Genomic DNA, 18,407 nt, shown 5'->3' on the forward strand with positions numbered 1-18,407 from the left:
TATGACATGGGCTCACATCCTATTAATCTTATTTTACGGTTTTTATTAGAAATTGTTGCCATTCTTGCTACGGGTATTTGGTTTTGGAGGCTAAATGACGATTGGCTTGGTTATCTTTTGGCGTTTGGTGTTCCCATTTTAGTTATGGTGGTTTGGGGTGTTTTTGCAGTGTCAAACGATCCTAGTAGATCGGGTAAAGCCCCTGTGCCCACTAATGGTGTAGTGCGGTTACTTATGGAATTGAGTGTTTTTGGCTTTGCCGTATGGGCACTTTATGATATGGCGTGGTACAATACCGCTTTAGTTTTTGGTGCTGTAACCTTATTCCATTACGTTATATCGTATGACCGTGTAACATGGCTTTTGAAGGCGTAATTATTTATTCAGAAGGCTTTATAAGTTTTGAAATTATGAGTACATTGAAACATCAATAAATCTAACAATCAATTCATTATGAAATGGAAAGGTAAGCGCAAAAGTTCTAATGTTGAAGACCGTCGTGGACAACGCAGTTCAGGTTCGGGAGTCGGTGGTTTTAATCCCATGATTTTAGGGCCTTTAATTCGGTTGTTGTTCTCAAAAACGGGCTTAATAATTGTTGGTATATTTTTAGTAATATCATTATTAACGGGAAATAACCCCTTGCATATCATCAGCCAGTTTTTCTCTGGCGGATCACAGCAAACCGAAACCGTATCGCCTTATCAAGGTACAGCCAAGGAAAATGAATTGGCCGCGTTTAGCGCTACCATTTTGGCTAACACCGAAGATGTATGGAATCAGTTGTTGGATAATTATCGCGAACCCACATTGGTACTGTTTACCAATTCGGTATCGTCAGCCTGTGGGCATGCCTCTAGTGCAACGGGTCCGTTTTATTGCCCTGGCGATGAAAAACTGTATATTGATTTAGGCTTTTTTGATGATATGGAACGGAAATTAAACGCGCCTGGCGATTTTGCCCAAGCCTATGTTATTGCGCATGAAGTGGGCCACCACATTCAAAAGATTATGGGTATAACCGATAAAATGCAGCAGTTGCGCGGGCAGTTAAGTAAAACCGAATTTAATAAGTATTCGGTGCGTTTGGAATTACAAGCTGATTTTCTGGCCGGTGTTTGGGCGCACCATTCACAGCGTATGTCTCAAATGATGGAAACTGGTGATTTGGCCGAGGCTATGAACGCTGCTAATGCCATAGGTGACGACCGCCTACAAAAAAATGCTTCTGGGCGTGTGGTTCCCGATTCGTTTACACATGGCACTTCCGAACAGCGTATGCGCTGGTTTAGAAAAGGTTTTGAAACCGGCGATTTGTCCCAAGGCGATACCTTTAGTGCCAACCCCTTGTAGTGTTCTTATAATTTGGGCTTATTGGTTTTAAACTGCCCCGAAGCAGACCTGAAGTATCCCTGAAGAACCCCTTAAGGAAACACGGGTGAACCTGCTTTAGGCTACACCTAACAGATAATACGTTTGTACGGCTTATGTACGGGACATCTACGGGACCAGGAGGTGCTTCGACAGGTTCAGCATGACAAAGGGTAGTTATTGCTCTAACATTTTGAACAGCTAAAAGCAGGTTGTGCCTAAACGGTTTGCTGTTGTTTGTGCCATTTTTACCATTTTTTGCTGTTTTGGTTTGTATGCCTTTTGCATACACTAGCCATACTTAAGCCATACTTAAGCCATAGGGAAGCCATAGGATATCTATAGAGAAGACCTGTCCTAAAATTACAATGAACATAATTTTTTGTATGAAAAAAATTACGTACCAGTACGTATAGGGAGACTGGTTAAAAATAGTTAGATTTGGGTGGTTATATAACCGTAATGGTAATGTTATGCATCTCTATGGGTGCAAAAGCATACCTCATGGAGTATATATAATGGATATAACATTCCTGTCGTGTTATACATACGTTAGCATACATTATGAAAAAAATCCCGTTTATATTAATATTTATCTGTGCTTTTGCAAATGGACAGAGTATTAAAGAACTTTATACTGGACGGTTTGAAAACGATTGGAAAGTATACGAGGACGAAAATTATGTGAAAAAATATATTGACACAACAATTGTATACAAACTTGAAAGTGGAAGAAGTCCTGAACAGGAATTGCTCTTCCAAGCAAAAGAGAATCTGAATAAGAGAGCGGAAAGAATATCTAAAATTTTAAATAGTTTAAAGATTAATATTGCCGAATTAGACTCTTTGAGCTTCATCGAACAGCGCTCAAGGAATATAAATTTTGAGGGAAATTATGTAAATAAAGGAGCAGTTTTTGCAAAAGACAGTATTTATGGATTTACATATGATTACAGTAAAGAGAATTTTAAAATAGAAAGTTATGGTTATTTTCAAAATTCCGAAAATGAAACTATTAACCAAGCAAAACAAATAATCGGAAACTTAATAATATCTGCCAAAACGAACTATTTGGACACCATTGCTAAAGTGGAAAAGGAAATGTTTGCTGGACCTTTAAAAGAACTAAACCCAGAAACTGAATTTGAAATTCTGATTTATAATAAAAAAAGAGAAAATGAATTGAGGCGAATTTATTTACACGAAACATTCGTAAGAATAATGAACCAAAAATAACGTATGCTAACAATATATAACTACATGTGCTTCGCCAGTCGCTGCGCTAGTGTCGGCAGATTCGACTACCCTTCGACAAGCTCAGGGCAGGCTCAAGCGGATCCACTCGGAATTACTAAAGTCTGTGTTTTATCAGAAAATAATCGCTAATTTAATCCGTAACTGACGGTTATACTAACCATTAGGCAACACTAAATCCAAAACCAATAGACATGAAAATTACTTTAAACCTAATCTTTTTCTTTTTAATTCAATTCTCATTTAGTCAAGATGATAAGTTGGATTTGTTTATCGATATTGATTCAGACGAAAAAATTGAATCTATTTACTTTAGTAATTTCAGAGGTAATTTAGAGTATGATTTCAGTGAAAAAACCCATCTGGATTTTAAAAATGAATTGACAGAGGAATACTTTTTTAAGGTTAAGACACCCGACAGTTTATATGAAAAACGAATATGGCTTGACCAAGGGACCTTTGATATTAAAATAACTTTAGAGTCAAAATCCCTGAATATAAATGTAGTAGGATCTGAAATTTTTGATAAAATTGCTGAATACTATAATGGGTTTGAAAGACTTAACGCAACAAATGCAACTGACGAAGAAATAAGTAAGTTTTTATTTGAACAACTTAACGAAAACATTGATAATCCTTTCTCATATATAATTGGATTAAATATTATGTTTAAAAATCAGAGCAATCAAGAAGTGCTTGCTCAACTGATGAGTATATTAAATTCTCAACCAGAAAGCTTGAAAAATCATTACACTTCAGGGTTGCTAATTGAAACGTTGAAATCAAAACTGAATAGTGGTAACATCAAACTATCTGATTTTACATTTTTAGACCATAACAATAAAGAACAAAAAATATCTATTGAGGAAAATGAATATGTCTTGCTTGACTTTTGGCATACAGCCTGCCCACCATGCATAAAAGACCATCTAGAAATGAAAACATTAACAGAAAGCTTTAAACAGAGTAGAGTTAAAGTTGTCAGTTTATCGAGCGACCAAGGAAATAGAATAGAAACTTGGAAAGAATATCTGGACGCAAATAATCTTCCCTGGACGAATTATATTGAAAAAGAGATAAACGGACTAACAGATAATTTAGCGATTAGGATTTTTCCGACTTATATATTGCTCGATAAAGCTAATAAGATTGTTACCTATACAAATTCTTTGTCTGACATAAAAAGTAAACTCGAAATTAAATAACTCTGCTTAATAATGTATAGCTGTATTTGCTTCGCCAGTCGCTGCGCTCGTGTCGGCGGATTCGACTACCCTTCGATAAGCTCAGGGCAGGCTCAAGCGGATCCACTCGGAATTGGCTACGCCGAATCTTCGATTTGCTAACACCAGTTCTTAACCAAAATCCATTAACTTTAACCCGTAACTGACGGTTACACCAACCGTTGTAGCTAATTTAACCTTACAAATGATAAAATCTATAATCCGAAAACTATTTCTTTCCGACAAAAAACGGAATGAGATTATAAATGATTTAAAAAGCAATCCGAATTTCAGGACTAAAGAAGAGATTGAGAAAAATGTAACTGTCCCAATTGAATCAGATTTTAAATTGGAAAAGGGAAAAGTCGAATCCATCTTTTCGCCTGAACTAGGAAATCAAAAAGGACTGGTTTTGACAAAGTGGTATGTTAAGCCAGGAGATATTGTTAAAATTGGAGACATCATTTGTGAGATAGAAAACGAAAATATTACGATGGAATTTGAAACTTTTTACAGTGGAAAAATAGTATCAACTTGTAGACTGAATCAACAGTTAGCAAAAGGAATAGAAATTTTTAAAATTGAGGGGATTTAAAAAACTAGCTACAACAATGTGTATAAAACATAGCTATTATTGGCTTTCCGAGAGGTTTTTGTATATTTAAAAAGTACGCCAAATTTTTAATTTGGTTATATTTATAAAAGAAAATTAAACATAAAAATTAAAAATTCGGCTCGTGCTAAATCCGAAAAGTTAGCGTTTATTTTTAAGCTACGTTTTATACACAAGACCGTTGTACGTAATTTGAACAAATCTAAATCTGAAATAAAAAATGTATATCAAAAACCGACAATCTGAACTTTTTAAAGAATATAAAATTGAATCTTATTTGAGCAAAATAAGAGAGTCCATTTTAAAAAAAATTGAGAAATACAACGACATTTACATCTTAAACGCTGACATAAATAAAGAAACAGATAAAATATTATATAAATTCGATTTAGTAACATTAAAAGTTCCAACTTTGAATAAAGAAACTATTTCATCTTCAATAACTAATCATAAAATCAGTGGTCATCGATTTCCTAAAAACATAAAAGTTGACCCAAATGAAGAGTACGAAATTGAACAAGTTAATCACCTAGTTAGCTTCGTTGGAAACGAAGAATTGTTTAACTATTCTCCAAATTCAATTAATCCAAAAACAGTAAAAGCTTGTCTTCATAGTGATACACTTGAATTAACATTGAGCAACTGGAATAAAATTAGAGGAAATCAGGAAACGATTGAAAAATTAAAAAAAGAGTTTTCGGACGATTTAGATATTATAGAAACTAATTTGTCTGCTCTGAAAAAAGATGTGAACTTATTTAAAAATGATATAAAAGCTGAAATAAATAAGTTCTTTACACAAAAGAAAAATCTGATTATAAAAGAGAATAAAACTCTTGAGAAATTAAAAACGTTATAAAAGAATACATTCAACAACGGCTATAGTTCGTTGCCAGTTTTATTTGCTAAATTAGTGACCAAACCTACGAAAAACCAAATACAAACCGTTTTGTGTCATGCTGAAAAACGAAACGGATGATAAAAACGGGAAAGCCGAAAACCGACCAATGTAGGCACTAAACCATCAGAATTATGAAAAAAACAACCAAACGACTGACTTTTATCGCAACACTTTGTGTATTGATTTTTGGATTACAAAATTGTGAACAAAAACAAAAAGAAGAAACGAAAGAAGTTGAAAAAGAAGTGATTGTTGAACCCGAAAAACCTGAATATTTTCAGTTAAGGCCAGAAGTGGAAAAGGCTTATGGATATTCCCACGCTGTGAAAATTGGGAATAGCATTAAAATTTCTGGTGCAGTAAGTATGGATGACCAAGGTAATCCGACTGCTGTTGGTGATTTAGAACAACAGATTAAAAACTGTTATGCTGATTTAGAAAAAATATTAAAACACTTTGGTTGCACATTTGACGATGTTATAAAAGAAGACATTTTCACAACTGATATGGCCCAAATGCTGGAAAAATCAGCATATCGTGCTGAAATTTATAAAAATGGTTTTCCAACTGGCACTTGGCTTGAAGTTAAGGGGTTAGCACTTCCTGAATTTATGGTTGAAATCGAAATGGAAGTACATAAGTCTGAATAAAAGTACGAACGCACAACAACGTGTATAGCTAATTACTAGTAGGAACTTATTTATAAAACCGTTAAGCTCGAGTAAACACCGACTTAACAAACACATACCCAAAACCTAAAAACAGCATCAGGTGAAAGGGGAAGAGCCCAAAATCGCCATTACCCACTACAAAAGCCGAGTACATACCAAAGGCAAAATAACCCATAAGCAAGCCTTCTAAAACGACTTGGAAGGATAGGGTGCGTTTTAGGTATTTGTTGTCTTTCCAAGAATCGGTTATGGTATTGATATTAAATTTAGGGGTGCGTATAAAGTCGCTGCGTTTCCCCAAATGGCCTTCAATTACGGCAATGGAGTTGTGTAATGAAAAGCCCATAGCTATGGAGAAGAAGGTAAAAAACATAACCAGGTACTGCACAAAATCTTTAACTTTTGAACCGTACATACGTTTGTACATCACCCAATAACAGATAAAGAAAATTACCGTGCTTACCACAAAAAAGCTCATCACATAAAAATACAGTTTTAGCTGCTGGTTTTGATGTTTTATATACAACATAGGGATACTTAACACAGCCACAATTAAAATGTTTAAGAACATGGTGCTGTTCAATAAATGCAATAGGCCGTGAAGTTTTGTTTTTAAGGAGATATGCTTGTTGTTTACAATACGTAGCATCATTTTCTGAAAATTTTCGGCCCCACCTTTATTCCATCTAAATTGTTGCGAACGGGCAGCACTAATAACTACAGGTAGTTCGGCAGGAGTTTCAACATGCTCTAAATATTTAAATTTCCAACGGTTGAGTTGGGCTCTGTAGCTTAGGTCCAGATCTTCGGTTAAGGTATCGCCTTCCCAATTGCCAGCATCTAGAATGCAGGTTTTTCGCCAGACTCCTGCGGTGCCATTAAAGTTTATAAAATGGCCTTTGCTGTTACGACCTGTTTGTTCTAAGGTAAAATGAGCATCTAGCGCGAATGCCTGAATTTTGGTTAATATGGAGTAGTTACGATTAAGATGACCCCAACGGGTTTGTACCACACCGATGTTTTTATCCTTAAAAAACGGAATGGTTTGTTTTAACCAACAGCTTTTCGGCATAAAATCGGCATCAAAAACCGCTATAAATTCGCCTTTGGCTGTTTTTAAACCCGACCGTAATGCGCCAGCCTTAAACCCTTTTCGGTTTGTACGGTGAATATGTTTAATATCTAAACCGTTTTGTTGCAGCTCTTTTACCTTTAATGCGGTTTTATGTAGGGACTCGTCAGTCGAATCGTCTAAAACCTGAATTTCCAATTTGTTGTTAGGATAATCGATTTTTGAAATATTATCCAATAACCTATCCATGACGTACAACTCGTTATAAACCGGTAACTGTATGGTGACATAAGGAATTTCATCAGGGTTTGAAAAATCGAATTGTGGTTCTGGATTCTTATGTTTTGATGCTGATAGGTAATTCAGCATTAGGTTTAATTGCGCTAAAGCATATACAAATATGAGCAACAAAGCTACCGTATAAACAATGATGATGGCGGTTTCTAAAATCATTTTTTAAATCCGTATTTAAAAATCCAACCCAATATTTTAATCCCTGCCATAACAGCCCCTTTAAGTGTTCCGGAAACTTTTGAAACCCCAATACGGTTTCTATACTTTACTGGAACTTCCAAGTAGGTCATGTTTTGCTTTAATACTTTTAATTGCATTTCTACTGTCCAACCGTAGGTTTTGTCTTCCATGTTTAAGGCTAACAATTTTTGGTATTTAATAGCACGAAATGGCCCTAAATCTGTAAACGTTGAACCAAACAGGTATGTCATTAGTTTGGTTGCCAACCCATTTCCAAAAATTTGCGGCCCTGTCATGGAACCCTTTTCTCGTAGTCGTTTTACCCGAGCACCAATTACAAAATCGACCTTGTTTTCTGTTATGGGCTGAACGATTTTAGTCATTTCTTCAGGGTAATCGCTATAATCGCCATCTAAAAATACTACGATATCTGGTGTTATGGCTTGTTCAGCCAAGTAAGCCATACCTTTTAAGCAGGCATAACCATAGCCTTTTTGGTTTTCGGTTAGCACCGTTGCGCCTGCTAGTTTGGCATTTTTTTCGGTATCATCACTGGAGTTATTGCTCACCACAATAATTTCATCCACGAATTTAGGGATGTCGTGTATAACATGTGCAATGGAATCTGCTTCGTTAAACGCGGGAATGATAACTTTTATAATGGGCATTGCAGATTATTTAGTGCGTGGCAAAAGTACAAATGTTTTAGGGTTTTTAGGTGCTTTGACAAGTTCAGCATGACAAAGGGCTATTGATTTATTTCTGATTTACCAAATCCATTAAATCCACATCATTACCGAGTAGAATCTCGTTAGGGTTTATACGGCCCTTTATACTATTGTTTTCCAGTTTTAGAACACCCCTTGGGCATACCGCCGAACAAATGCCACAACCCACGCAACTGGAGCGCACAATGTTTTCGCCTTTTTGGGCATAGGCTCTTACATCAATTCCCATCTCGCAGTAGGTAGAGCAGTTGCCACAGGAAATACATTGTCCGCCATTTGTTGTAATTCTGAACCTTGAAAATAGACGTTGTTGAAACCCTAAAATGGCGGCCATGGGGCAACCAAATCGACACCAGACCCGACTGCCAAAAATAGGGTAAAAGCCCGTGCCAATTACACCGGAAAATATGGCACCAATAAGAAACCCATACGTGCTGCGCAAGGTTTCGGCTTCAAACAAAAACAGATTGGAGCCTGAAAAATAGTGCATGCCTATAAGTGCTGTAATAATCACGACATAACCTATAGCACCATAGCGCGCATCCTTACCCAATTCGTGACGTTTAAAAACCATGGTTAGAATAAAAATGAGGGATAAAAACCCAGTTACCATTATTAAAAACGTGCCTTTTGTCAGCCAATATGTACTTGTGTCATCGCCTAAATATGAGTGGATAACAGCTGTAGTCATAAGCACTACAAAAACCAGTACACTGTGAATTACCCAACGTTCAATTTTCCAAGCCATTTGACGCTTATCGCTTAAATGCCTAAAGGGATCGCCTGCGGTTTCGGCCAATCCGCCGCAACCACATACCCATGAGCAATACCAACGTTTTCCATATTTATAGGTTAGAATAGGTGTGATTACAAAAATGGAAACCACACCAAATATTAATAAAGCCAGGCCAATATCGCCTGCACTAATAAATGAATCGACACGATATTGTTCAAAATTATAATAGTTTAAAGGCCAGATGTTTTTTAAATCGTAATAAGGCAGACTAAAACTATCAGAATTTAGCCGTGCCATAAATTCAGGAATTAAAAAGGCGAAAGCCAGTTGGAAAAACATGACGGAGTAGGTGCGCAACCTCTCGTAACGGTTATGGCGGTATTTGAGCAGAAACTTATAACCAAATGCTAAAATAGCTATGGTGTAAAGCGTGCCATATACAAACCATTGACTTGCAGGATTACCATTTAATAACTGGCTTAAAGGATCGAAGAAAGCCACCAAACCAGAATTGGCTTTGCCTTTACCTCCTAGACCCAAAAAATGTGGATAAAAATACAACACAATATAAAACAGCGTTAACACCAAACCTGTAAGCCAACCGTAAAACCCTTTTGATGAAATGGACTTAAACCATACGCCATTATTTTTAATACCAGCGGGTTTGGATAAATACCTATCGGCAGCAAAGCCACAAATACTTACGACTATTAATGTTAAGGACGCAGTAAGTGTTAATGCCGAAAACGACTCGAAATTAAACAGGCTTAATACCAAAACAAATAGGCCAATTATACCAGTAGCTATAAGTGCTTTCTGCCTTGTTGAATTTTTATAGGCATCGGGTTTGGCAATGGACATGCTGTAATTTAGTTTGTTGCTCATGACTCGATAGTTTGAAAAGTGTTTTGATATGCCTTTTGTATGTCGCTTTCATAATGTGTGTAAAATTCAGGATCAAAGTTGGCTTGTTTTAAATGTTGAACAACATAATCTGTTGTTCGTTTTTCGGTTAACCATTTGTCACAAATGTCATGGCGCAGGCGTACTCCAAAGGTGTTTATGCCTAAAAATATTTGGGTGTCTTTATGGTAGGCTATAGTAATACATTTATTATCGTCTTTATGAATCCAATGAAAATGTTGCTCATAATCGGGTTTGCCTTTTTTGCCATGAACCCAGCCATAGGTTTGGTACTCAATATCAAAAAACTTGGCGGAATTAAACCAATGACCTGGTTTATATGGAATGCGATTACCACAAATGGTTTGGGCAATGGTTTCGCCCATCATCCTACCCGTGTACCAAACCGCTTCAATGGTTTTTCTGTTTCCAATGGGATCGCGTTGTTCCGCACAATCCCCAATAGCGTAAACATCAGTCATGTTGGTTTCTAAATACCGATTGACCAAAACCCCTTTGTTGATTTGAATTCCAGAATTTTTAAGAAAGGAAATATTGGGTGTTACACCAGCAGTCAAACCCACAAAATCACATGGGATTTCTTCGTTGGTTTCTTTAATTACTATGGCTTTTACTTTACCCTTGTCATCCGAAAGGATTTCCTTTAAGCTACTGGATAATCTTAAATCTATGCCATTTCGTTGAATTTCACGATTAATCATTGCTGATTCGCCTTTGGGCAGAACACCATTCCAAAAACTGCTTTCGCGGACTAAAAACGTTACTGGAATGTCTCGCGAATGAAGCATTTCAGCCAGTTCAACACCAATTAACCCACCACCAACAATTACCGCTCGCTTACAGGTTTTGTTGTCAGGTGCATAAACTTCTAAATTTTCTAAATCCTGTTTACTATACAAGCCCTGAACACCGTTTAAATCTTGTCCTGGCCATCCAAATTTGTTGGGTTTACTACCTGTTGCAATTATTAATTTATCATAAGTGATTGTGTCGCCATCAGAAAAGTGGAGGGTTTTGGACGAGGTGTTAATTTGGTTGACAAAGCCTTTTTTTAAATTGATTCGGTTCTTTTTCCAAAACCAATCTTCATAAGGTTTGGTATTTTCAAACGACATGTGTCCCATGTAAATATACATAAGTGCTGTTCTTGAGAAGAAAAAATCAGATTCTGCTGAAACCAGTGTTATTTTTTTATCGGATAGTTTTCTAATATGTCGAGCGGCTGTAACACCAGAAATTCCATTACCAATAATAACGACATGTTCCATATAATTGCTTTGTTGGTTTGCTTTAGGTCGAAGGAAATGTTAAAACCTTATTCCTTAAACTTGAGTTTGTTTAAATTTAGGGATAAATTAACATTTATGCGCTTTCTTTTTGGTCTTGTTCTTTTTTTTGTAATTGTTGGGTGTTCAATGCGCCCAGCAGATAGCCCAAAGATTAATGGTGTTAGTTTTGTGGCTTCGGGCGTCCCTATTGATTCTTCGCATACCAACCCTATGGTACGTATACATGCGAACTATGCCGCCATAATGCCTTTTGGGTTTATTCAGGATTTGGAGCATCCAGAAATTTTTTTTAATTCAGAACGGCAATGGTTTGGAGAGACGCTAGCAGGAGCAAAGCAGTACATTGAGTCCATACGGGAACATGATATTAAAATAATGCTGAAACCACAGTTGTGGGTTTGGCATGGTGCTTACACAGGTTTTATTGAAATGCAAAATGAAACCGATTGGAAAACTTTAGAAGATACGTATTCAAAATACATTTTGGAATATGCCCATTTGGCTCAAGAATTACATGTTGAAATATTTTGTATCGGTACAGAGCTTGATTTTTTTATTAAGAACAGACCCGATTTTTGGTTTGATTTAATAAAAAAAGTTAGAACGACTTATAATGGGAAACTCACCTATGCCGCTAATTGGGATGAGTTTAAACGGACACCGTTTTGGCGTGAATTGGACTTTATAGGTATTGATGCTTATTTTCCCATTAGTGATAATCGAACGCCATCTGTTGAAGATTGCATTAGAGGCTGGGATGCGCATAAGCCCATTATTAAAAAGTACGCCGATTCGATAAATAAGCCTGTTGTGTTTACCGAATATGGCTATAGAAGTGTAGATTATTCAGCAAAAGAACCGTGGAAAAGTGACCGAAATATGACACAGGTTAATTTGGAGGCTCAAAAACATGCCACACAAGCCTTGTATGATGTGTTTTGGCATGAGCCTTGGTTTTCAGGTGGTTTTGTTTGGAAATGGTTTCATAGCCACGACACAGTTGGTGGTAATGAAAACAGCCAATATACACCACAAAATAAACCTGTGGAGTCCGTTATAAAATCACACTACAAGCTACACCGTTAGTCCTCGGCATCAATAATTTTAAAATCCTTTATGGCCTGATTGGGTTCAATAATATTATAGCCTTTCCAAAACTCGGGATCGTATTTTGGGAGATAGGTTGGCGTAACATTAGGTGTCTCTGTAAAACTATTGTACTCGTTTTCAGAGATTGGATTAGACTCAAAAACTATGAGTTCTTTTTTTGTGGTATTATTGATTATAAAATGAATGTTTGTTGCTATTTCATTTTGTTTTCTACGGCCTTTAACGTGTTTGTTCTTTTCAATAATTTTTAAGGGCCTGTCAATACCAAAGCGTTCACCAAATTCACTATCGGCATATTTAAGGGTGTATTTATCTTTATCGTTTTTAATATAGATAATGGTGCCTTTTTTAAGATATTCCCTGTATGATACGCCCAGTAGATTAAACTTTCTTAAAGGTTTTACATTTTCATAATCAACACGAACTATGGCAAAGTCGTCCGTGTTTACGTAGAGTGTTCCTTTATAGTCTTCTTTGCGTTTTGGCTTGAATGTAATGGTGTAAACAAACTCGTCATTCAAATAAGCAAAGTCTAAAAGCGTAAATTCATAGCGATTGGATTTTTCAATAAAGTTTAAATCGGTGTCTTCTTTAAGAAAGGTGTTGTTTTCAAAGCCGTGAATGTTTCTTTTTCTATATTTTAAAAAGTTTTCCTTGCGTTTTTTTTCGCGTTCCTTTTTTTCTTCAATAAACTCGGCGGTTTCTTTTTCCACTTGTTTTTCATCAAAAAAGGATGAGTCTATTTCTTCTTTGGTGCCAAACCAACCCGATTTAATTTTAAAGTAGGAGTCTCGCTTAACATGTTTTTTAATCATGTCGTTAAATCGTTTCTCGTAATTTTCGAAAGTAATTTCATTCTTTTTGTCGTATAAATGTGAGGCTTTAAAAATCTCCATTTTTTGTGGTGACGAAGCCTCTATTTTGCCATACAGTTCTCCTAATATCTCGGTGTGGTCGTCCGTGTTTTTCGGAATGGATTGCATGACGCTGTCTATAAACGGTTGGTTAAATTCTGGGATAGTAGTCTTTTTAACCTTAACATCGCCTTTTATAAGATTGGTATAAAAGGATTCTCGGTAAAACAGCTTTCTTTTATGATAGTCTAAATCATAATTGTCTGCTAAATTGGCTTTAATTTTTTCCAGAATTTCTTTAATGGTATAGTTCTTATTTGTAATTAAAACTTCACTTAAATCTATAGCTTTGGTTCGTAGCACAATTAGGCTATCTGTGAAATTTTCAATAGCGATACGTTTTTTTTCGTAACCGAGACAACTGATAAAAAGGGAATCTTTTGCCGTGATTTTTTTATCAATAGTGATGTTGAATTCTCCTAAATCATTGCTGATAACTCCGGTGTTGTCGTCTATAGCAATTGTAGCAAATGGAATTGGCGTTCTAGCTGTAGAATCAATGATTTTAGCCGAAATTGACCGTTGCGAAAACAACGATGTAGAAACAATACATAGGAAAGAAAAAATTACTTTGGTTAGCTTCATGTTAATTGGTTTTGGCTCGAAAATATTCTTTTTCAATTGATTGATGGTTAAATTTAGCTATTTATTAAGTGAGATTTATCTTATTTTTAACAGACGAATAAGGAACAGGTTTTGTTACAATGCAATGTGCTTTTTGTAGTAACCATAAAGTTCATCTGCTGAAGCACCAAACCATTTTTTAACATAGATAGTCCAAAAGTGATATTGTAGTTTCCAGATACCATGCGTTTGGTAGAGTCTGGCAGAGGTTTTGATTTTTTTGTTGATTACCTTGAACTGTTTTCTGGTGTATAACGCATTTATAAGCATGTTATCCTCGTAGATGGTATAATTCTCGTCATAACCACCAATATCATTAAATAGTTTTTTGGTAATAAACTGACTTTGGTCACCACCTCTGCAAGCACGCCATGAAAATTGGGTGAGCCAACTGGCTAGTTGTAGCCACCAATGCTTACTGTCGAATTGCAAGCGAAAACAACCCGCTGGATTGCCATTTTCTATTTCATTTATGATATGAGCGTCAAAGTTCTTTGGTGGAAATGAATCGGCATGAAGAAAATAGAGTATGTTGCCTGTGGCATATTTGGCGCCTAAGTTCATTTGTTTGGCTCTGCCTTTTTTGGAGTGATGTAGTTTGATATCGATTTTAGGCTCATCTTCTTGACACACTTTTTCACAATATTCAAAATCACTTGAAGTGACGAACAATTTTATTTTTTCAAGGGTTTCATCGGTACTGCCACCATCAACAATTATGATTTCGGCTATGTTTTTTGGTGTTGCGTTTTCAAAGAGATGGTTTAATAATGACTTGATGTTTTCAGCTTCATTTAGAACGGGTATGATTATGGATAACTGATTAGTCATTTAAATCCCAATTGTAGTCCCTATATTTGATTTTAGCGTCCTCAGAGATGTTTACTTCTGCATACTGATTTAGAAAGTCAATCAGACTACCATTTTGTTTGAAATCTTTTGCGAACCATTTGAATATTTTGGAAAGTTCTAAATCGTTATTGGTGATTTTATTCTTTGCCTTGTCATTTAAGAAGTCTTTTGTGGCATCGGTGAGTTGTTGCTCTAGTTTATCTGCAATATAGGCTTCGTTAGACAGTTTGGGGCATGATTGAGACGCACAAACAATAGCAAAGTGAATTCTAGGTTCATCCATTTTACGCAAGATATCATGTTCAATTTGGTTTAAGGATAATTGCTCGCCATTGAAGGTGTAAAATTTTTGATTCCACGGGTCTTTAATGTCCTTGATGCTTTTTACTGGGTAATTTCGAATGATTAAATCTACGGTTAAAGCATTGTAAGCATTTATCCAATAGGCTAATTTATCATTTTTGGAAAGAGCTTTAAACTCATCTTTTGATGATAGTAATGTTAATACATTAATATAATTTAATATTGCTTCACGATCATTTTTAAATGACGAATAGTTTACTTTACCATCATGCGATACATGTTCTTGTAATAACTCATCCCATAAATTATGCAATGAGTCAATGGTAAAAAAACGACTTGAAAGTTTTTGATGGGATGTTTTATTGGCAGGTGTATCTTGAGCAAAGGTATTGGTCAGAATACCTGAAATTATGACCCCAATATAAAGTGTTAAAACAATTTTTTTCATACCGTTTAGAGTTCAATAACTATTCCAACCTCTAATTAGCAACAGCCACCACCATCATAATGGAAGGTAGATTCGCTAATAAATATATCATCCCTATTTAAAGATGCTAAAGCATTGGCTGTTTTATCACATATGGCCAAAGGTTGATTTTTCAATAAAACATGTCCAGCCTTATCGTCAAAATAATCATCATCACCGAAATAAATAGCCGCTTTTCCAGTAAATATACAAGGCCCATCGGCTGGTATTGGGTCTTTTATTGCAGCAACTTCAATGGATTCAATGTAAATCAACTCATCTGTTGGATAATGCTTTGGATCCAAAATTCTATAAGGTTTTCTAGCACGAATTTCAATGGTTCCAAAACCAGCATCAGTCAGCATTTTAACATACTCTACTATAGGTAAACTTCCACTTAAACACAAAGCGCGCAGCCGTTCATCATTTCTTAGGGTATCGTTCATGGGTTGTTCACATGTAGGATCACTCATGACCAAGCGCCCATGTGGTTTTAAAACACGGTACATTTCTGAAATGGCCTTTTTAAGATCATCCGTTTTAAAAATATTAAACAAGCAGTTTTGTGCTGCTACATCAATACTGTTATCTTCTACAGGAAGATTTAAGGCATTTCCTTTTTTTAAATTCACAAACTCGCTTTTAAACCAAGGATTCATGGCTTCAGCTTCTTTAAAATTATTGTGCGAGGCTTCTAGCATTTCATCCACCATATCAATACCAACCACACCATGTTTTTTACGATTGAAATAGGCAAACTGTAATAATTCCATACCACCTCCAACGCCAACATAAAGCATTTTAGGGCTGTTGGTTAAATCGCGAGCATGTACCGTACTGCCGCAGCCGTAGTTCATTTCCTGCATGATTTTTGGAATTTTCAACCCTGGTAGTTCCCAAATGGGATTAGTTGTACAGCATAAACCGACATCTGGAGTTAGTGCTGCTTCTTTATAAACATCAAGGGTGGTGTCAAGGTAGTTGCTCATGTATTTAAAGTGATTTAATTAGTTCTTTGAAAAGCGTTATCATTTGTGGTTCTGCTTGGCCTGCCATTTCAATAATTTCAGATATATCAACAGGTTTTAGATTATCTGGGTCGCACTCATCGGTTAAAACTGACACGGCTGCTGCCTTTAATTTTAAATGGTTGGCAACAATAATCTCTGGAACCGTGCTCATGCCAACAGCATCGGCACCCATGGTTTTGAGCATCCTATATTCCGCTCGTGTTTCCAATTGCGGACCAACCACACTGGCATAAACCCCTTTATGTAGGGTAATGCCTTGCGCTTTGGCAATGGCTTCAAAATTAGCATTAATTTCGGCATCATAGGGTTCACTCATATCCGTGAAACGTTCACCAAGAAATTCAACCCCTTTAAATGCCAATGGCGAACTGCCTTGAAGGTTAATATGGTCGTCAATCAACATGAGTTCTCCCTTTTTAAAGTTCAAATTGATCGCTCCAGAGGCGTTGGAAACCAATAAAGTTTTTATACCTAATTTTTCCATTATGCGTACTGGGAAGGTCACATCTTGCAGAGAGTAGCCTTCGTAAACATGAAAACGGCCTTGCATAATTACTGCCTTTTTGCCTTCAATTACCCCATAAATTAATTTGCCTTTATGGAACTCGACCGTAGCTGTTGGGAAATTTGGAATATGGTTATAGCTAACTTCGGACAGAATCTCTACTTCATCCAATAGTTTTCCCAAACCCGTTCCGAGAATGATACCAATTTCTGGGCTTTCAAATCCTTTATTTTGTAAATATTCTGTTGTTTCAGTTATGAATTTTATCATGTAAATACGTGTTATAAATTGATGAGGTCTTTAAATCCTCAAAGGTATCAATATCGTTTAATGTTTGTAATAAACCAATTGAAATAGCAGAGGAATTTAATTCTTCAATGGTTTTGTTAAGTAGGTTGGAATCACTCCAAGGTTTGTTGTCAAAAATAGTATGATTTAGGTTTTTTATGCCAACCAAATAGTAACCACCATCTTCAGCTGGTCCAAAAACTGTGTCGTGAGTTTTCAATGATTCAAAGGCTTGATTTATGATAACTTCTGAAATGTCAGGTAAGTCAGAACCTATAAGTACAATGTTTTTATAGCCTTTTTCAAAACCATCTTTAAAAGCGTTTTTCATGCGTTCGCCCAAATCATTTCCTTTCTGAACCGTTTTATAAGTATTTGGCCATTTTGTAACGATTACAGCATCAGAAAAATAGATGTGCGTATCAACTAAAAGATTTTGTGTAGCTTTTTCGGTTTTTTTAACCAGCAGTTTATATACTTCAAAGGCTTCTTGGTCACCAATGGTTTTTGCCAATCGTGTTTTTACTTTACCTAATTTTATGTTTTTCACAAAAACGATGACTAGATTGTCACTCATAAACACATTCGCCTTTAGTTAACCATTTGCTCCATTCTTTTGAAAAGCCATGAATTTTATTAGTTTTTCCTTGCTTGTTATAAATAGGGAAGTTACTGTTTTTCCATTCAAAAATACCACCATACAGATTATAAACGTTGGTGTAACCTAACTTTTGTAATTGTTCTGCAATGTCTTCAGAACGAATTCCCAAGGAGCAATACACTACAATTTGTTCGTTTTTATTTGGAATTAAATTTTCAACATTTTCAATACTAAACGTATTGTAACCTACATGAATAGCATCTTTTATATAGCTAACATCATACTCTTTTTGCTCTCTGGCATCTAGAATTACAGCTTTTGTTTTGGGCATGGCCAATTCCTGAACTGACATGTAGGGAACCGAACGGGTATTGTGCTTTTTCAGCAAATCGGATAATGATTCCTGCGCATGGCTTACGCTGGGAATCATGACTAAGAATAATATATATTTTAATAA

The 18,407-nt window shown here is 35.9% G+C and carries 20 protein-coding genes; 8 read left to right on the forward strand and 12 right to left on the reverse strand.

Features of this window, described 5'->3' with window-relative positions; all coding sequences use genetic code 11:
* Positions 1 to 6 precede the first annotated feature (6 nt).
* On the forward strand, positions 7 to 375 hold the full coding sequence (locus K7G76_RS03230) for a YrdB family protein (protein WP_223032763.1): 369 nt from the start codon (positions 7 to 9) through the stop codon (positions 373 to 375).
* A 78-nt stretch (positions 376 to 453) separates the two neighbouring features.
* Positions 454 to 1,353 carry a KPN_02809 family neutral zinc metallopeptidase gene (gene ypfJ, locus K7G76_RS03235; RefSeq protein WP_223032764.1) on the forward strand — a complete coding sequence of 300 codons (900 nt, stop codon included), beginning with the start codon at positions 454 to 456 and terminating at the stop codon, positions 1,351 to 1,353.
* Here the strand turns inward: ypfJ and K7G76_RS03240 are convergent.
* A complete protein-coding gene (locus K7G76_RS03240) occupies positions 1,334 to 1,663 on the reverse strand; it encodes a hypothetical protein (protein WP_223032765.1) in 330 nt (109 codons plus the stop codon). The two genes, ypfJ and K7G76_RS03240, sit on opposite strands and share 20 nt — an antisense overlap.
* 272 nt (positions 1,664 to 1,935) lie before the next feature.
* Between K7G76_RS03240 and K7G76_RS03245 the strand changes: the two genes are divergently transcribed.
* The 5 genes from K7G76_RS03245 (at position 1,936) to K7G76_RS03265 (ending at position 6,012) form a co-directional block, all read left to right on the forward strand.
* Positions 1,936 to 2,607 (forward strand): hypothetical protein, encoded by a 672-nt coding sequence (locus K7G76_RS03245; protein WP_223032766.1) that lies wholly within the window; start codon positions 1,936 to 1,938, stop codon positions 2,605 to 2,607.
* Between the two features lie 212 nt (positions 2,608 to 2,819).
* Positions 2,820 to 3,830 carry a TlpA family protein disulfide reductase gene (locus K7G76_RS03250; protein WP_223032767.1) on the forward strand — a complete coding sequence of 337 codons (1,011 nt, stop codon included), beginning with the start codon at positions 2,820 to 2,822 and terminating at the stop codon, positions 3,828 to 3,830.
* 223 nt (positions 3,831 to 4,053) lie between these two features.
* Positions 4,054 to 4,443, forward strand: coding sequence for a biotin/lipoyl-containing protein (locus K7G76_RS03255; protein ID WP_223032768.1), 390 nt, complete (start codon positions 4,054 to 4,056; stop codon positions 4,441 to 4,443).
* Positions 4,444 to 4,681: 238 nt separating this feature from the next.
* Positions 4,682 to 5,320: a hypothetical protein gene (locus K7G76_RS03260; RefSeq protein ID WP_223032769.1), complete on the forward strand. Its 639-nt coding sequence runs from the start codon at positions 4,682 to 4,684 to the stop codon at positions 5,318 to 5,320.
* Positions 5,321 to 5,493: 173 nt separating this feature from the next.
* Entirely contained in the window at positions 5,494 to 6,012 is a 519-nt protein-coding gene (locus tag K7G76_RS03265; protein ID WP_223032770.1) for a RidA family protein, read from the forward strand.
* A gap of 61 nt (positions 6,013 to 6,073) precedes the next feature.
* On the opposite strand, the gene K7G76_RS03270 is transcribed toward K7G76_RS03265, so the two are convergent.
* The 4 genes from K7G76_RS03270 to K7G76_RS03285 all read right to left on the reverse strand — a co-directional run bounded on the left by K7G76_RS03270 (position 6,074) and on the right by K7G76_RS03285 (position 11,235).
* Positions 6,074 to 7,558: a cellulose synthase family protein gene (locus tag K7G76_RS03270; protein WP_223032771.1), complete on the reverse strand. Its 1,485-nt coding sequence runs from the start codon at positions 7,556 to 7,558 to the stop codon at positions 6,074 to 6,076.
* Entirely contained in the window at positions 7,555 to 8,247 is a 693-nt protein-coding gene (locus tag K7G76_RS03275) for a glycosyltransferase family 2 protein (RefSeq protein ID WP_223032772.1), read from the reverse strand. The genes K7G76_RS03270 and K7G76_RS03275 overlap by 4 nt, the downstream gene beginning before the upstream one ends.
* 88 nt (positions 8,248 to 8,335) lie before the next feature.
* Positions 8,336 to 9,928 carry a 4Fe-4S binding protein gene (locus K7G76_RS03280; protein WP_223032773.1) on the reverse strand — a complete coding sequence of 531 codons (1,593 nt, stop codon included), beginning with the start codon at positions 9,926 to 9,928 and terminating at the stop codon, positions 8,336 to 8,338.
* The gene (locus K7G76_RS03285) at positions 9,925 to 11,235 is read right to left on the reverse strand and encodes an NAD(P)/FAD-dependent oxidoreductase (RefSeq protein ID WP_223032774.1); all 1,311 of its coding nucleotides are present in this window, start codon (positions 11,233 to 11,235) and stop codon (positions 9,925 to 9,927) included. Before K7G76_RS03285 ends, K7G76_RS03280 begins: the two co-directional genes overlap by 4 nt.
* A gap of 96 nt (positions 11,236 to 11,331) precedes the next feature.
* Here K7G76_RS03285 and K7G76_RS03290 point away from each other — a divergent pair, with 96 nt between their 5' ends.
* The gene (locus K7G76_RS03290) at positions 11,332 to 12,342 is read left to right on the forward strand and encodes a glycoside hydrolase family 113 (protein WP_223032775.1); all 1,011 of its coding nucleotides are present in this window, start codon (positions 11,332 to 11,334) and stop codon (positions 12,340 to 12,342) included.
* On the opposite strand, the gene K7G76_RS03295 is transcribed toward K7G76_RS03290, so the two are convergent.
* The 7 genes from K7G76_RS03295 to K7G76_RS03325 all read right to left on the reverse strand — a co-directional run bounded on the left by K7G76_RS03295 (position 12,339) and on the right by K7G76_RS03325 (position 18,380).
* Positions 12,339 to 13,865 carry a carboxypeptidase-like regulatory domain-containing protein gene (locus tag K7G76_RS03295; RefSeq protein ID WP_223032776.1) on the reverse strand — a complete coding sequence of 509 codons (1,527 nt, stop codon included), beginning with the start codon at positions 13,863 to 13,865 and terminating at the stop codon, positions 12,339 to 12,341. The two genes, K7G76_RS03290 and K7G76_RS03295, sit on opposite strands and share 4 nt — an antisense overlap.
* A 114-nt stretch (positions 13,866 to 13,979) precedes the next feature.
* On the reverse strand, positions 13,980 to 14,735 hold the full coding sequence (locus tag K7G76_RS03300; protein WP_223032777.1) for a TIGR04283 family arsenosugar biosynthesis glycosyltransferase: 756 nt from the start codon (positions 14,733 to 14,735) through the stop codon (positions 13,980 to 13,982).
* Positions 14,728 to 15,507: a DUF547 domain-containing protein gene (locus K7G76_RS03305; RefSeq protein ID WP_223032778.1), complete on the reverse strand. Its 780-nt coding sequence runs from the start codon at positions 15,505 to 15,507 to the stop codon at positions 14,728 to 14,730. Before K7G76_RS03305 ends, K7G76_RS03300 begins: the two co-directional genes overlap by 8 nt.
* Positions 15,508 to 15,542: 35 nt before the next feature.
* Positions 15,543 to 16,514: an arsenosugar biosynthesis arsenite methyltransferase ArsM gene (gene arsM / locus K7G76_RS03310; RefSeq protein WP_223032779.1), complete on the reverse strand. Its 972-nt coding sequence runs from the start codon at positions 16,512 to 16,514 to the stop codon at positions 15,543 to 15,545.
* A 4-nt stretch (positions 16,515 to 16,518) separates the two neighbouring features.
* Positions 16,519 to 17,331, reverse strand: a complete 813-nt coding sequence (locus tag K7G76_RS03315) for a purine-nucleoside phosphorylase (protein WP_223032780.1) — start codon at positions 17,329 to 17,331, stop codon at positions 16,519 to 16,521.
* Positions 17,312 to 17,926 (reverse strand): TIGR04282 family arsenosugar biosynthesis glycosyltransferase, encoded by a 615-nt coding sequence (locus K7G76_RS03320; RefSeq protein ID WP_223032781.1) that lies wholly within the window; start codon positions 17,924 to 17,926, stop codon positions 17,312 to 17,314. The genes K7G76_RS03315 and K7G76_RS03320 overlap by 20 nt, the downstream gene beginning before the upstream one ends.
* Positions 17,919 to 18,380 carry a rhodanese-like domain-containing protein gene (locus K7G76_RS03325; RefSeq protein WP_255572910.1) on the reverse strand — a complete coding sequence of 154 codons (462 nt, stop codon included), beginning with the start codon at positions 18,378 to 18,380 and terminating at the stop codon, positions 17,919 to 17,921. Before K7G76_RS03325 ends, K7G76_RS03320 begins: the two co-directional genes overlap by 8 nt.
* Positions 18,381 to 18,407: the final 27 nt, after the last annotated feature.

The organism is Hanstruepera marina (assembly GCF_019880635.1).
Lineage (GTDB): Bacteria > Bacteroidota > Bacteroidia > Flavobacteriales > Flavobacteriaceae > Hanstruepera > Hanstruepera marina.

Excerpts from the sequence above, each read along its gene's own strand:
- K7G76_RS03230 (WP_223032763.1), top strand. The coding sequence starts at position 7 with ATGGGCTCACATCCTATTAATCTTATTTTACGGTTTTTATTAGAAATT.
- ypfJ (WP_223032764.1), top strand. The coding sequence starts at position 454 with ATGAAATGGAAAGGTAAGCGCAAAAGTTCTAATGTTGAAGACCGTCGT.
- K7G76_RS03245 (WP_223032766.1), top strand. The coding sequence starts at position 1,936 with ATGAAAAAAATCCCGTTTATATTAATATTTATCTGTGCTTTTGCAAAT.
- K7G76_RS03250 (WP_223032767.1), top strand. The coding sequence starts at position 2,820 with ATGAAAATTACTTTAAACCTAATCTTTTTCTTTTTAATTCAATTCTCA.
- K7G76_RS03255 (WP_223032768.1), top strand. The coding sequence starts at position 4,054 with ATGATAAAATCTATAATCCGAAAACTATTTCTTTCCGACAAAAAACGG.
- K7G76_RS03260 (WP_223032769.1), top strand. The coding sequence starts at position 4,682 with ATGTATATCAAAAACCGACAATCTGAACTTTTTAAAGAATATAAAATT.
- K7G76_RS03265 (WP_223032770.1), top strand. The coding sequence starts at position 5,494 with ATGAAAAAAACAACCAAACGACTGACTTTTATCGCAACACTTTGTGTA.
- K7G76_RS03270 (WP_223032771.1), bottom strand. The coding sequence starts at position 7,558 with ATGATTTTAGAAACCGCCATCATCATTGTTTATACGGTAGCTTTGTTG.
- K7G76_RS03275 (WP_223032772.1), bottom strand. The coding sequence starts at position 8,247 with ATGCCCATTATAAAAGTTATCATTCCCGCGTTTAACGAAGCAGATTCC.
- K7G76_RS03280 (WP_223032773.1), bottom strand. The coding sequence starts at position 9,928 with ATGAGCAACAAACTAAATTACAGCATGTCCATTGCCAAACCCGATGCC.
- K7G76_RS03285 (WP_223032774.1), bottom strand. The coding sequence starts at position 11,235 with ATGGAACATGTCGTTATTATTGGTAATGGAATTTCTGGTGTTACAGCC.
- K7G76_RS03290 (WP_223032775.1), top strand. The coding sequence starts at position 11,332 with ATGCGCTTTCTTTTTGGTCTTGTTCTTTTTTTTGTAATTGTTGGGTGT.
- K7G76_RS03295 (WP_223032776.1), bottom strand. The coding sequence starts at position 13,865 with ATGAAGCTAACCAAAGTAATTTTTTCTTTCCTATGTATTGTTTCTACA.
- K7G76_RS03300 (WP_223032777.1), bottom strand. The coding sequence starts at position 14,735 with ATGACTAATCAGTTATCCATAATCATACCCGTTCTAAATGAAGCTGAA.
- K7G76_RS03305 (WP_223032778.1), bottom strand. The coding sequence starts at position 15,507 with ATGAAAAAAATTGTTTTAACACTTTATATTGGGGTCATAATTTCAGGT.
- arsM (WP_223032779.1), bottom strand. The coding sequence starts at position 16,514 with ATGAGCAACTACCTTGACACCACCCTTGATGTTTATAAAGAAGCAGCA.
- K7G76_RS03315 (WP_223032780.1), bottom strand. The coding sequence starts at position 17,331 with ATGATAAAATTCATAACTGAAACAACAGAATATTTACAAAATAAAGGA.
- K7G76_RS03320 (WP_223032781.1), bottom strand. The coding sequence starts at position 17,926 with ATGAGTGACAATCTAGTCATCGTTTTTGTGAAAAACATAAAATTAGGT.
- K7G76_RS03325 (WP_255572910.1), bottom strand. The coding sequence starts at position 18,380 with ATGATTCCCAGCGTAAGCCATGCGCAGGAATCATTATCCGATTTGCTG.